The sequence below is a fragment of the Shinella pollutisoli genome (genome assembly GCF_024609765.1).
Lineage (GTDB): Bacteria > Pseudomonadota > Alphaproteobacteria > Rhizobiales > Rhizobiaceae > Shinella > Shinella pollutisoli.
The window spans coordinates 78,742-91,357 of sequence record NZ_JANFDG010000011.1 but is presented as its reverse complement, the minus strand read 5'-3'; the positions used below and the strand labels follow the sequence as shown (position 1 = coordinate 91,357).

At 70.4% G+C, this 12,616-nt stretch carries 11 protein-coding genes; 9 read left to right on the top strand and 2 right to left on the bottom strand.

Translation table 11 applies throughout. The annotated features are described in order from the left end of the window. Positions 1 to 182: 182 nt before the first annotated feature. The 5 genes from NNZ72_RS10975 (at position 183) to NNZ72_RS10955 (ending at position 6,087) form a co-directional block, all read left to right on the top strand. On the top strand, positions 183 to 1,865 hold the full coding sequence (locus tag NNZ72_RS10975; RefSeq protein ID WP_257315350.1) for a hybrid sensor histidine kinase/response regulator family protein: 1,683 nt from the start codon (positions 183 to 185) through the stop codon (positions 1,863 to 1,865). A 22-nt stretch (positions 1,866 to 1,887) separates the two neighbouring features. Beyond that, positions 1,888 to 2,517, top strand: coding sequence for a response regulator (locus NNZ72_RS10970; RefSeq protein WP_257315349.1), 630 nt, complete (start codon positions 1,888 to 1,890; stop codon positions 2,515 to 2,517). Positions 2,518 to 2,726: 209 nt separating this feature from the next. Then, complete coding sequence (locus tag NNZ72_RS10965; RefSeq protein ID WP_257315348.1) at positions 2,727 to 3,740, top strand: PAS domain-containing protein; 1,014 nt, start codon at positions 2,727 to 2,729, stop codon at positions 3,738 to 3,740. A gap of 239 nt (positions 3,741 to 3,979) precedes the next feature. After that, positions 3,980 to 4,198, top strand: a complete 219-nt coding sequence (locus NNZ72_RS10960; RefSeq protein WP_257315347.1) for a hypothetical protein — start codon at positions 3,980 to 3,982, stop codon at positions 4,196 to 4,198. Between the two features lie 164 nt (positions 4,199 to 4,362). Next, entirely contained in the window at positions 4,363 to 6,087 is a 1,725-nt protein-coding gene (locus NNZ72_RS10955) for a methyl-accepting chemotaxis protein (RefSeq protein ID WP_257315346.1), read from the top strand. 63 nt (positions 6,088 to 6,150) lie between these two features. On the opposite strand, the gene NNZ72_RS10950 is transcribed toward NNZ72_RS10955, so the two are convergent. Next, positions 6,151 to 7,530: a sensor histidine kinase gene (locus NNZ72_RS10950; protein WP_257315397.1), complete on the bottom strand. Its 1,380-nt coding sequence runs from the start codon at positions 7,528 to 7,530 to the stop codon at positions 6,151 to 6,153. 2 nt (positions 7,531 to 7,532) lie between these two features. After that, entirely contained in the window at positions 7,533 to 8,207 is a 675-nt protein-coding gene (locus tag NNZ72_RS10945) for a response regulator (protein ID WP_257315345.1), read from the bottom strand. Positions 8,208 to 8,284: 77 nt separating this feature from the next. On the opposite strand from NNZ72_RS10945, the gene NNZ72_RS10940 reads away from it, so the two are divergent. The 4 genes from NNZ72_RS10940 to NNZ72_RS10925 all read left to right on the top strand — a co-directional run bounded on the left by NNZ72_RS10940 (position 8,285) and on the right by NNZ72_RS10925 (position 12,532). Beyond that, a complete protein-coding gene (locus tag NNZ72_RS10940) occupies positions 8,285 to 9,355 on the top strand; it encodes an ABC transporter substrate-binding protein (protein WP_257315344.1) in 1,071 nt (356 codons plus the stop codon). Positions 9,356 to 9,571: 216 nt separating this feature from the next. Next, a complete protein-coding gene (locus tag NNZ72_RS10935) occupies positions 9,572 to 10,516 on the top strand; it encodes a Bug family tripartite tricarboxylate transporter substrate binding protein (RefSeq protein WP_257315343.1) in 945 nt (314 codons plus the stop codon). Then, the gene (locus NNZ72_RS10930) at positions 10,513 to 11,013 is read left to right on the top strand and encodes a tripartite tricarboxylate transporter TctB family protein (protein WP_257315342.1); all 501 of its coding nucleotides are present in this window, start codon (positions 10,513 to 10,515) and stop codon (positions 11,011 to 11,013) included. Before NNZ72_RS10935 ends, NNZ72_RS10930 begins: the two co-directional genes overlap by 4 nt. A gap of 1 nt (position 11,014) precedes the next feature. Then, on the top strand, positions 11,015 to 12,532 hold the full coding sequence (locus NNZ72_RS10925) for a tripartite tricarboxylate transporter permease (protein ID WP_257315341.1): 1,518 nt from the start codon (positions 11,015 to 11,017) through the stop codon (positions 12,530 to 12,532). Positions 12,533 to 12,616: the final 84 nt, after the last annotated feature.

The window sequence follows — 12,616 nt, the reverse complement described above, 5'->3', positions numbered from 1 at the left end:
CGGGCTGGAAGTTTCGGAGTGGACTGTCCGCTGTTTGCATACTCATGGCAGGGCGCGTCGTTCGACGAACAGGATGCAGGGAGTCCGAATCGCCCACGCCGTGAATGGTTCCGCAGCGAGGACGCGCCCTTTAGCGCCCGTCGTCGCGAGGGCGCCGGGAGGAGTGGATTTGCGAGTTGGTTTTGCCGGTTTCCGCTGACGCATTCGCCAACCGGGCACGACAGTCGCTGCGGTCGCTGCCGACGCTGATCCTCGGCCTGAGCATCGCCCTGCTGCTCGCCTACGAACTCTGGCGCAGCGACGCGGCCGCGCGCGAGGATGCCGAGCGCAACGTCGCGAACCTCATCCACGTGATGTCGGAGCAGGTCGCCCGCACGATCCAGTCCGTCGACGTCAACCTGCAGGACATCGCCGGCGAGCTTGCGGCCGCCCCCGGCCTTGCCGACAACGATCCCACCTTCCGCGCCCGGCTGCACAAGCGGCTCGCCGCCATGCCGTTCGTGCGCGCGCTCTTCGTCATCGGCCGCGACGGCTACATCTCCCACGACACGGACTTTCCGGCCACGCCCCGGGTCAGCCTCGCCGACCGGGACTATTTCCGGGTCCACCGGGACGATCCCGCCCTCGGCCTGCACATCGGCCGGCCGCTGAAGAGCCGCTCGCGCGGCGTGTGGTTCATCAGCCTCGGCCGGCGGATCGACGCGGCGGACGGCGGCTTTGGCGGGATCGCCGTCGCCGCCGTCGAGCCGCTCTATTTCGAGAGCTTCTACCGGCGCCTCTGGGTGGGCGGCGGAACGATCGCGCTCTTCCTCTCCGACGGCACCCTGCTCGCCCGCTCGCCGGCCAGCGAGCAGGCGATCGGCACGTCCTTCGCCGATGCCGAGCCGTTCCGAAGCCTGCTCGACGCGCAGGATGCCGGCGTCGCCTGGCTGGAAAGCCCCATCGACGGGGTCATGCGCGTCGTCGGCTACCGGCGGCTGGAGATCGCGCCGGTCGTGGTGCTGGTGTCGCTCAGCGAGGCCGACGTCATGCGGCCGTGGCGCTCGCATGCCGCGGCCGTCCTGATCGGCGCGGCGATCCTGCTCACCCTGCTTGCCGGCCTCGACTGGCTGACGCGCCGCGGCCGGCGGCGCGAGGAGGCGGCGCGCCGGCGGCTGGAGGCGACCCAGCGGCTGGAGGCCGTCGGCCGCTTCGCCGGCAGCATCGCGCACGACTGCGGAAACCTGATGCGGATCATCCGCTCCATCACCGTCGTCCTGCGCCCGCTGGTGGCGGACAGGCGCGAGGCGGCAAGGCTGCTCGACGAGATGGACGGCGCGCTCGATGCGGGGCGAGCTCTGGTGAACCGGCTGCTCGTCTATGCGTGCACCACCGAGGCCCGCCTCGAGACCCTCGACCCCGGCGCCCTCGTCGAGGAGATCCTGCCGATCGCGCGGCAGGCGGCGGGGCCGGGCATCACGGTCGCCGCCGAGATAGCCGGCGGAACCATGGCCTGCCGCCTCGACAGGGCGCAGTTCCAGGCGACGATCGTCAACCTGGTGCTGAACGCCCGCGACGCGATGCCGGCGGGCGGGACGATCACGATCGCCGTGCGCCCGCCGGACGGCGGCAACCCGTCGGGCTGGGTGGACGTCAGCGTCGCGGACGACGGGATCGGCATGAGCGAGGTGGTGCGGCGCCGGGCGTTCGATCCGTTCTTCACGATGAAGGAGACGGGGGAGGGATACGGCATGGGATTGAGCCAGACGCTGGAATTCGCCCGGCAATGCGGCGGGAGCGTCGATATCGTCAGCCGGCCGGGCGAGGGCACGACGGTCCGGCTTCGCCTGCCGCAGGACGGCCGCGGCGGAGGGAGAAAGGCATGAGCATGACGGCGAAGGCCGAGGCATGAAGGAGGCCGGCGGCGCGGGGCTGGACGTCCTGATCGCGGACGACCATCCGATGATCCGGGCGGGCATCCGGGCGACGCTCATGGCGCGCCCGCACTGGCGCGTCTGCGCGGAGGCCGAGACCGGCCCGGCGGCGCTCCGGCTGGCGCGCGCGCTGAACCCGGGCCTCGCCGTGCTCGACTATTCCCTTCCCGGGGTCAACGGCCTTGAGGTGGCGCGCCAGCTCTGCCGGGAGATGCCGGGGATCGGCGTGCTGATCTACACCATGCATGCCGACCCGCGGCTGCTTTCGGCGCTCGTCGCGGCGGGCGCGCGCGGCTACGTGCTGAAGACGGAGGACGACGTCGCCCTGCTTGCCGCGATGGACGCGGTCGCGGCGGGCGGCACCTACGTCTCGCCGGACGTGGCGGGCGCGCCGCCGGCCGCGCTCGCCGCGCTGACGCCGCGCGAGAGGGAGGTCGTGCGCCTCGTGGCGCTCGGCGAGACCAACAGGAACATCGCCGCACAGCTGAACGTCAGCGTGAAGACCGTCGACACCCACCGCACGGCGGCGATGCGCAAGCTCGGCCTGCACACCGCCGTGGACGTGACGCTCTTCGCCGTCCGCAACGGGATCATCGCGCCGTAGTTTTTCGCCGCGCCGCCGCAGCGTATTGATGCATGTCAGGTGCAGGGGCGGAAATGCTGGTAGCCTCGGGTATGCACCCGATAGTCCCCGGCGATGCCGGATGCTAGGGCGGGTGTTCGCGGTTGCGGCCGGTTGAAACGGAATGCCCCTGGGCATGCACGCCGAGGGGTTCCGGGCCGGTGGCGCCGCCCAGAAGGACCGTGGGATGCATGCCGCAGAAACAGCCGAACTTCGTCTCCTCCCGTAACTATGTCGACGTCGCGGAGCGCTTCCTCGACGTCGGCTTCTGGAACGCCGACCTGACGACGGGCGAGGTGCGCGGAACCGACGGCTTCTTCAGGATCCTCGGGCTTGCGCGCGGCGAGACGTTCAGCCTCCAGCGATGGGCGGCCCTGCTCCATCCGGAGGACCGCGAGGATTTCCGCTCCATCTCCCCGGTCGTCGCCATGGGCGTTTCCGTCTCGCGCGAGGTGCGCCTCGTCGACGGCCAGCGCCCGCCGCGCTGGATCCGCATCGCGGTGGAGGAGCCGACAGCGGCCGACCGCATCGTCGGCCTGGTGCAGGATGCCGCCGGCGAGCGGGAGGCGCGGGCGGTCCTCTATCGCGAGCGCGCGCGGCTGAACGCCTTCATCGACATGTTCGGCGGGGTTTTCTGGGCCCGTGACCTGAGCGGCATCGTCGCCGACCTCCGCGGCTGGGACCGGATCACCGGCCAGGACCAGTTCCAGTGCACCCGCGACGCCTGGATGGAGGCGATCCATCCCGAGGACCGCGAGCGGGTCCGGCAGGTGCGGGAGGCCTGCGCGCGCGACTCTCTCGCCCGCGAGGTCGCCTATCGCCTGCTCTATCCCGACGGCCGCTATCGCGAGGTGCTGGCGCGCACGACGCCCGTCCGCCAGGAGAACGGCACGCCGATGGAGTGGATCGGCCTCATCGAGGAAACGTGGCGGCGCGATGCGGCAAGCCTGCAGAGCGACGGCGCGGCGCTGCGGCCGCAGCAGCTGCGCGCGGCGCGCGTGATCCTCGGCTGGTCGGCCGAGCAGCTCGCCCAGGAGGCGGGCGTCTCCACCGCGACGATCCGCCGCTACGAGACCGACGGCGAGCACATGAAGGACGCGACGGTCGCCGCCATCCTCGCCGCGCTTGCCCGCCACGGCCTGGTGCTGACCTCCTCGTCCACGGAAATGGGCCTCCGGCTCCGGATTCCCGGCCTGTCCGACTGACCCGGCGCCTGCATGGAATTGTACAATTTTATGCAATTTTTGCGCTCAATTTTCAGGTTTTGAGTAGAAAAAACGCAGTTTTCGGCGCGCGGCGGGGAAGGCGGGCGCATTTCGTTTCATGGTTGTCAAGGGTGCTATGCTACTTTAGATTATCCGAATAGATGCGATCGTATCGCTTCCGGCATGACGACGGATTCGGGATTTGAACGTCGTTCCTGAGATAGCCGCCGGGGTGCTCCATGCAATCGAATCCCTCCTGTCCTTCCGCCTTGCCGGACGCCGATGCCGGGATCGCCGGCGATGACGAGGCCGAGCGCGTCCGGCGCCTCGTCGCCCAGATGACCGAGACGAAGAGGATGCTCAGCGGCCTTCTGTCCGATCTCGCGACGCTCGGGGCGACCATGGCGGTGCCCGAGCCGCGCGAGCCGGTCCCCAGGCCCGCCGCGCGGGGAGGATAGTCCGCGCAGTTTCTGTCCCGATGCGGCCGGCCGGAAGGCCGAAGCCCGTCCGGGGCGCCAACCCCAACCCGTGAGAATGGCACGCTGCCGGCAGGTCGACGAGACGCCCTGCCGCGGGGCGGACCATTGTGGATTTCAATCAGGCCTGCCGCCGAGGAGGAAACATGCCATCACTGTCTTTCGGTCTTGCATCCGATGCAAGCGCCGTTCTTGCCGCAATGCAGCGTTCCCAAGCCATCATCGAGTTCGACCTGTCCGGCCGGATCCTCAAGGCGAACGAGAATTTCTGTCACGCCCTCGGCTACAGCCTTTCCGAGATCGTCGGCCAGCACCACCGCCTCTTCGTCGATCCCGCCGAGGCCGCATCCGAGGACTACCACGCCTTCTGGGCCAAGCTTTCCCGCGGCGAGTTCGACCAGCGCCAGTACAAGCGCATCGGCAAGGGAGGCAGGGAGGTCTGGATCGAGGCGTCGTACAACCCGGTGTTCCGGCGCGGCAAGCCCTACAAGGTCGTGAAATTCGCGACCGACGTCACCGCGCAGAAGCTGAAGAGCGCCGAGGACGCCGGCAAGCTGGAGGCGCTGTCGCGCGCCCAGGCCGTCATCGAGTTCACGCCGGCGGGCGACATCATCACCGCCAACCAGAACTTCCTGGCGACCCTCGGCTACCAGCTTTCCGAGATCGAGGGGCGCCACCACTCGATGTTCTGCGACCCGACCTATTGCCAGAGCCCGCAATACCGGCAGTTCTGGGAGCGGCTGCGCGGCGGCGAGTTCGTGGCCGAGGAGTTCATGCGCATCGGCAAGGGCGGCCGGCGCATCTATATCCAGGCCTCCTACAACCCGATCTTCGACATGAACGGCAAGGTCTTCAAGGTGGTGAAGTTCGCGACCGACGTCACCGGCCGCGTCGAGAACGTCGAGACGCTCGCCGGCGCGCTGACGCGGCTCTCCCAGGGCGACCTGACGCTCAACCTGCCGACCCCCTTCATCCCGTCCCTCGAGCGGCTGCGCACCGATTTCAACGGCGCCTGCGAGCGGCTGCGCGAGGCGATGACCGCGGTCGGCGAGAACGCGCATGCGATCGCCGCCGGCTCGAGCCAGATCCGCTCGGCCGCCGACGACCTGTCGAAGCGCACCGAGCAGCAGGCGGCCTCCGTCGAGGAGACGGCGGCGGCGCTGGAGGAGATCACGACCACGGTGGCCGATTCCAGCCGGAGGGCCGACGAGGCCGGCAAGCTCGTCGCCAGCACCCGCGAGAACGCGGAGAAGTCCGGCGAGGTCGTGCGCATGGCGATCGCGGCGATGGGGCAGATCGAAGGCTCCTCGCGCGAGATCTCCAATATCATCGGCGTCATCGACGACATCGCCTTCCAGACGAACCTGCTGGCGCTCAACGCCGGCGTCGAGGCGGCGCGGGCAGGGGAGGCCGGCAAGGGCTTCGCCGTCGTCGCCCAGGAGGTGCGCGAGCTCGCCCAGCGCTCGGCCAATGCCGCCAAGGAGATCAAGGCGCTCATCAACACCTCCGGCGAGCAGGTGAAGAACGGCGTGACGCTGGTCGGCCAGACCGGCGAGGCGCTGGAGCGGATCGTCGGGCAGGTGCAGGACATCAACACCAACGTGGCGGCCATCGTCGAGGCGTCGCGGGAACAGGCGATCGGCCTCGGCGAGATCAACCAGGCCGTCAACACGCTGGACCAGGGCACGCAGCAGAACGCCGCCATGGTCGAGGAATCGACGGCGGCGAGCCATAGCCTCGCCCGCGAGGCCGAGGCCCTCTTCAACCTGCTCGGCCAGTTCCGCGTCGGCGACACCGGCCGCGGCCGTCCGTCGGAAGCCCAGGCGGAGACGCGCACGGCATCCGCCCAGCCGCGCCGGATGGCCGGATAAGGCGGCCGCCACCCGAGAAACGCGGGCGCCGCCCCGGCGGCGCCCGCATCCGCATGTCCCGCCTTACGCCGCCGGGAAACGGATCGTCACCCGCAGGCCGCGGCCGGCCGCGCCGCTTTCCAGCACCATGGTACCGCCGAAGAGGGCGGCGATCTCCTCGACGATGGCGAGGCCAAGCCCCATGCCGGGGGCGTCCCGGTGCTCGCCGCGCGAGAAGCGCTCGCGCGCGAGCCGCAGCCGGTCCGGCGCGATGCCGGGGCCGTTGTCCTCGACGCGAAGCAGGACCGCGCCGCCGTCGGTGCGCACGCTCGCCGTCACCTCGGCGCCGCGCCCCGCATAGGCGATGGCGTTTTCCAGGAGGTTGCGCAGCAGTTCGCCGAAAAGCAGCGGCTCGGCCCGCACCATCGCCGGCCCCGCGCCCTCGTAGCCGAGGTCGATGCCCGCCTCGGCGGCTGCCGGCACGCGGTCGGCGGTGAGCTCGCGGGCCAGCGCGGCCACGTCGACGGGCTCGGGCGGACCCGGCTCGCCGGAGGCGGCCGCGTCGATCTTGGCCATCAGCAGGAGCTGGGCGAGGATGCGCTCGGCATGGGCGACCGCCTCGTCGCCCTTGCGCACCGCCTCGCGCACCTCGGCGAGCGAGCTGGCCCGGCCGGCGAGCGCGAGCTGCGTGCGCACGATCGCCATTGGCGTGCGCAGCTGGTGGCTGGCATTGCCGGAGAAGTGGCGCAGCGCATCGAGCGCCGACTGCAGCCGCACCATGAAGGAGTTGACGGTCTCGACGAGCCCCTGCACCTCGCTCGGCGCGCGCTGCTCGATGGGATGCAGGTCGTCCGGATTGCGCAGCGCGATCGCCTCGCCGAGCCGGTGGAGCGGGCGCAGCGACACGGTGACGGCGATCCAGACGATGGCCGCCGCCCCCGCGATCATCAGCGCGAGCCGGAGCGCCGAGCGCAGCAGGATGGTCTCGGCGAGCTGGCGGCGCGCGATGGTGGTCTCGGCCACCGTCACCGCGAAGGGCACGGAATTGATGCCGGTCGAGGCGGAGCGCTGCAGCACGGCGATGCGGATCGGCTCGCCGCGGAAGACGGCGTCGCGGTACGCCGTTGCCTGCCCGCCCATGTCGGCGACGGTCGGCAGGGTCTGGTAGCCGGTGATGAACTGCCCCGGCGGCCCGTCGACCCGGTAGAAAACCCGGTCCTGCGCCGCGGACGTCAGCATCTCCAGCGCCACGTAGGGGATGTCCACCTCCAGGCTGCCGTTTTCCGTCACCACCACCCGCTCGGCGATGGCGAGCGCCGAGCCGGCGAGCACCCGGTCGGAGACGGCGTTCGCCGTCTCCACCGCCTCGCGCCACGTGTCGGCGAGCGCCACGACGCCGATCACCGCCGTCGAGGCGAGCAGCCAGAACAGCAGGCGGCGGCGCAGCGACGGGGCGGACAGCAGGCTCAAGCGGCACTCGCCTTGTCGAGGTAGTAGCCGATGCCGCGCGCCGTTCGCACGGTCAGCCCGTGCGGGGCGAGCCGCTTGCGCAGCCGGCTCACATATTGCTCGATCGCATTGGCGGAAAGATCGTCGTCGAAGGCGGCGAGCGACTGCATGATCGCCTCCTTGGCGACGACCCGCCCCGCCCGCAGGAAGAGGATCTCGAGGAGGCCGAGCTCGCGCGCGGGAATGTCGAGCGGCGCGCCGTCGGCCGAGAAGGTGCGCGAATTGAGGTCGAGGTCCAGCCCGCCGAAGCTCACCGCCGAGGAGCTGAGCCCCGCCTGGCGGCGCAGGAGCATGCGCACCCGCGCCTCGAACTCGGAAATGTCGAAGGGCTTGATCATGTAGTCGTCGGCGCCGAGGTCGAGGCCGCGCACGCGCTCCTCCGGCGCGCCGCGCGCCGTCAGGATCAGCACGGCCGCCCTGCTCTGGCGCGCGCGCATCGCCCGCAGCACGTCGAGCCCGTCCATCTCCGGCAGCGTGAGGTCGAGGACGACGAGGTCGAAGGTCTCGGTGGCGATCGCCGCATCGGCGGAGGCGCCGTCGCGCACCACGTCGACGGCGTGGCCCGTGCCCTTCAGGAGCGCCGAAAGGCCGTCGGCGAGCGCCCGGTTGTCCTCCACCAGCAATATCCGCACGGCGTTCCTCCTCGCCTGCGACTGTAGCGGGCAGGGGCGCACTTGTGAACGGCCTCCCGCTTTGGCAAGCTCGGCCCATGCGCATCCTCACCCTCCTGTCGGCGCTTCTCCTCGCCGCCCCCGCCGCCGCTGCCGCCGGCCCGACCCTCTATCCGGCCCGCGACGGCAATGCGGCCGCCCCCGTGCTCGTCGTCTATTCCTCGCTCGACGAGCCGCTCGCCCGGCCGATGATCCTCGGCTTCCAGGAGGCCAACCCGGACGTGGCCGTGCGCTACGAGGAGATGCTGACGGGCGAGGTCTACGACCGCATCGTCGCGGAGACGGATGCCGGCGCGCGCACGGCGGACTTCGCCTTCTCCTCGGCGATGGACCTGCAGGTCAAGCTCAGCAACGACGGCTACGCCCAGCGCAGCGACCTGCCGATGAGCGCGAGCTGGCCGCAATGGGCGAACTGGCGCAACACCGCCTATGCGCTGACCTTCGAGCCGGCCGTCTTCGCCTATCACAAGCCGAGCTTCGCCGAGGAGGCGCCGCCCGCCTCCCGCGCCGAGCTGATCGACTACCTGAAGCGCCGCGGCCCGCAGGTGCACGGCCGCATCGGCACCTACGACATCGAGCGCTCCGGCGTCGGCTTCCTGTTCCTGTCGCGCGACCAGGAGCAGTTCGGCGACATCTGGACGGTGATCCAGGCGATGGGCGAGGCGGGGGTGAAGCTCTATTCCACGAGCTCGGCCATCCTCGAACGGGTGGCGGACGGGCGCTTCGCCATCGGCTACAACATCCTCGGCTCCTATGCCGCCGACTGGGCCGCGCGCAATCCGGACGTCGGCATCGTGCTGCCGAAGGACTATACCGTGGTCATGTCGCGCATCGGCCTCGTGCCGCAGGCGGCGGCCTCGCCGGAGCTCGGCCGGCGCTATCTCGCCTTCTTCATGTCGAAGGAGGGCCAGACGATCATGGCGCGCGAACTGCAGATCGCCGCCGTCAGCCCCGAGGTCGGCGGCGAGAACACGGCGAGCGCCATGCGCGCGCTGCTCGGCGCGCAGCTGAAGCCCGTGCCCGTCAGCCCCGGCCTGATGGTCTATCTCGACCAGGTCAAGCGCGCCCGGCTGATCGCCCACTGGAACGAGGTGCTGCGGCGGCATTGAGCGCTCGACAAGTCCGTCCGGCGCGCTACGATGTCAGGTAGATGTCAGCTTCTTCTGCTGGCTTTGGGCCTTCGCGGTCCGTGGAGGCGGAGCGGGAAGACCTGGGAGGAGAAGACCGTCAGCCGCTGCGGGCGTCGCGCCCGCGCCGCGCGCCGTCGATCCTCCCGCAAGCAACGACGCGCGGGCAGGGACCCGCGCCTGACGGAGGACAGAATCGTGAGACATTTTTTCCTGGCATCCATCCTGGCCGGCGCGATGGCGCTGCCGGCGCTCGCCGCCGACTACACGATCATCGCGCCGGCCGGCCCCGGCGGCGGCTGGGACCAGACGGCCCGCTCGATCCAGACCGTGCTGCAGGACGAGAAGATCTCCGGTAGCGTGCAGGTGGTGAACGTGCCGGGTGCCGGCGGCACCATCGGCCTTGCCCAGTTCACCGGCCAGAACGCCGGCAATCCCAACGCGCTCATCGTCGGCGGCTATGTCATGGTCGGCGCGATCCTGACGAACAAGTCGCCGGTGACGCTCGCCGACGTGACGCCGATCGCGCGGCTGACCGGCGAATACGAGGCGATCGTCGTGCCGGCGGCCTCGCCGCTGCAGTCGATGGGCGACCTCGTGGAGGCACTGAAGGCCGATCCCGGCGCGGTCTCCTGGGCCGGCGGCTCGGCCGGCGGCACGGACCATATCGCCGCCGGCCTCATCGCCAAGGCGGCGGGCGTCGATCCGACCAAGATCAACTACATCGCCTATTCCGGCGGCGGCGAGGCGCTCGCGGCCATCCTCGGCAACCAGGTCACGGCCGGCATCTCCGGCTACGGCGAGTTCGAGGCGCAGGTGAAGGCCGGCACGCTGAGGCTCCTGGCGATCAGCTCGCCCGAGCGCATCGAGGGCATCGACGCCCCGACGATCAAGGAGAGCGGCCTCGACGTGGTGGTCGAGAACTGGCGCATGATCGCCGCCGCGCCCGGCCTCTCGGCCGAGCAGACGGCCGCCGTCAGCGCCGACATCGAGAAGATGGTCAATTCCGACTCCTGGAAGGAGCTTCTGAAGACCAAGGGCTGGCAGAACACCTATCTCGCCGGCGACGCCTTCAAGGAGCAGCTCGCCAAGGACATCTCCGCCACCGAGGCGATCCTCAAGGACATCGGGCTCGTTCAATGAGCGAGGACGTTTCCCGCAACGCAGAAAGGCGCCGCCCCGACCGGGCGGCGCTGGTGATCGCGCCCGCCCTCCTGCTGCTTGCCGCCGTCATCTGGTGGGACGCCTCGCGGCTTTCCGCCATGAGCAACTACGCCCGCATCGGCCCGGCGACGGTGCCGCACGTGGTGGCGCTGGGGCTGGCGCTGCTGGCGGTCTGGACCGCCTTCGAGGCCTGGCGCGGCGACTTTCCCGAGCGCGAGCCGATCGAGACCGTCCCGGTCGTCTGGATCGTCGCGGGCCTCGCCGGGCAGATGCTGCTTCTGAGGCCGGCCGGTTTCTCGATCGCCACCGGCCTGCTCTTCGCGCTCACCGCCTACGGCTTCGGCCGGCGCAAGCTCTGGATCTCGCTGCCGGTCGGCATCGTCCTCAGCTTCCTCGTCTGGATCGTCTTCGGCCGCCTGCTGCAGCTGTCGCTGCCGGCGGGCCCCCTCGAACATCTCTTCTTCCGGGGGAGCTGACATGGGAACCTTCGAATTCCTGCTGCAGGGCCTCGTCGTCGCCGCGCAGCCGATCAACCTGTTCTACGCGCTGATCGGGGTCACGCTCGGCACCGCCGTCGGCGTGCTGCCGGGCATCGGCCCGGCGCTCACCGTGGCGCTGCTCCTGCCCGTCACCTACAAGCTCGATCCGGCCGGCTCCCTCATCATGTTCGCCGGCATCTACTACGGCGGCATGTACGGCGGCTCGACCACCTCGATCCTTCTCAACACGCCCGGCGAGAGCGCCTCGGTCGTCACCGCGCTCGAGGGCAACAAGATGGCGCGGGCGGGACGCGGCGGACCGGCGCTCGCCACCGCCGCCATCGGCTCCTTCGTCGCCGGCCTGATCGCCACCCTGGGGCTCGCCTTCATCGCCCCCTTCGTCGTCAAGTTCGCGCTCTCCTTCGGCCCGCGCGAATATTTCGCGCTGATGGTGCTCGCCTTCGTCACCGTCTCGGCGGCCTTCGGCGACTCGACGCTGCGCGGCCTCACCGCGCTCTTCGTCGGCCTGGCGCTCGCCGTCATCGGCATCGACCAGCAGACCGGCCAGGCGCGCCTTTCCTTCGGCATCCCCGACCTTCTCGACGGAATCGAGGTGACGACGCTGGCGGTCGCCATGTTCGCCATCGGCGAGACGCTGTTCGTCGCCTCGCAGGGCAGCCGCGTTCCGGAGAAGGTCGAGGCCGTCAAGGGCTCCGTCTGGATGAGCGCTGCCGACTGGGCGCGCTCGTGGAAGCCGTGGCTGCGCGGCACCGCGATCGGCTTTCCGATCGGCGCGATGCCGGCGGGCGGGGCCGACATCGCGAGCTTCCTGTCCTATTCGGCGGAAAAGCAGTTCTCGAAACATGCCGACGAGTTCGGCAAGGGGGCGATCGAGGGCGTGGCGGGGCCGGAGGCGGCCAACAACGCGTCGGCCGCCGGCACGCTGGTGCCGCTGCTCTCGCTCGGCCTGCCGACCACGGCGACGGCGGCGATCATGCTCGCCGGCTTCCAGCAATACGGTCTCCAGCCCGGCCCGCTGCTCTTCGCCACCAACCCGCAGCTCGTCTGGGGCCTGATCGCCAGCCTGCTCATCGCCAACTTCATGCTGCTGGTGCTGAACCTGCCGCTGATCGGGCTGTGGGTGAAGCTGCTCACCATCCCGAAGCCCTGGCTCTATGCCGGCATCCTGCTGTTCGCCACGCTCGGCACGATCGGCGCGAACCCCTCGGTGTTCGAGCTCGGCATCCTGCTCGCCTTCGGCCTGCTCGGCTTCGCCATGCGCGTCTTCGGCTATCCGATCGCCCCGGTGGTGGTCGGCCTGATCCTCGGGCCGATGGCCGAGCAGCAGCTCCGCCGCGCGCTCGCCATCAGCCAGGGCGACGTGACGGCGCTCTTCATGTCGCCGATCGCCGCCGTGCTCTTCGTGCTCGCGGCCGTCGCCGTCGTCGTGCCGCTGGTCCTCAGGGCGCGCGGGCGCGGCGAGGTTCTGTCGCAGTTCGCGGCGAACGAGGACTGAGCCCCGCGGGCCGGAGGGGCACCTTCGGCCCGCATGCGTCCCCTGCATGGCTGGGGTGACGTTCCGTCGCTTGTGCCGGGCCGG

Coding starts and splice junctions, on each gene's coding strand:
- NNZ72_RS10965 (WP_257315348.1), top strand. CDS start 2,727: ATGCCGCAGAAACAGCCGAACTTCGTCTCCTCCCGTAACTATGTCGAC.
- NNZ72_RS10925 (WP_257315341.1), top strand. CDS start 11,015: ATGGGAACCTTCGAATTCCTGCTGCAGGGCCTCGTCGTCGCCGCGCAG.
- NNZ72_RS10955 (WP_257315346.1), top strand. CDS start 4,363: ATGCCATCACTGTCTTTCGGTCTTGCATCCGATGCAAGCGCCGTTCTT.
- NNZ72_RS10960 (WP_257315347.1), top strand. CDS start 3,980: ATGCAATCGAATCCCTCCTGTCCTTCCGCCTTGCCGGACGCCGATGCC.
- NNZ72_RS10930 (WP_257315342.1), top strand. CDS start 10,513: ATGAGCGAGGACGTTTCCCGCAACGCAGAAAGGCGCCGCCCCGACCGG.
- NNZ72_RS10970 (WP_257315349.1), top strand. CDS start 1,888: ATGAAGGAGGCCGGCGGCGCGGGGCTGGACGTCCTGATCGCGGACGAC.
- NNZ72_RS10940 (WP_257315344.1), top strand. CDS start 8,285: ATGCGCATCCTCACCCTCCTGTCGGCGCTTCTCCTCGCCGCCCCCGCC.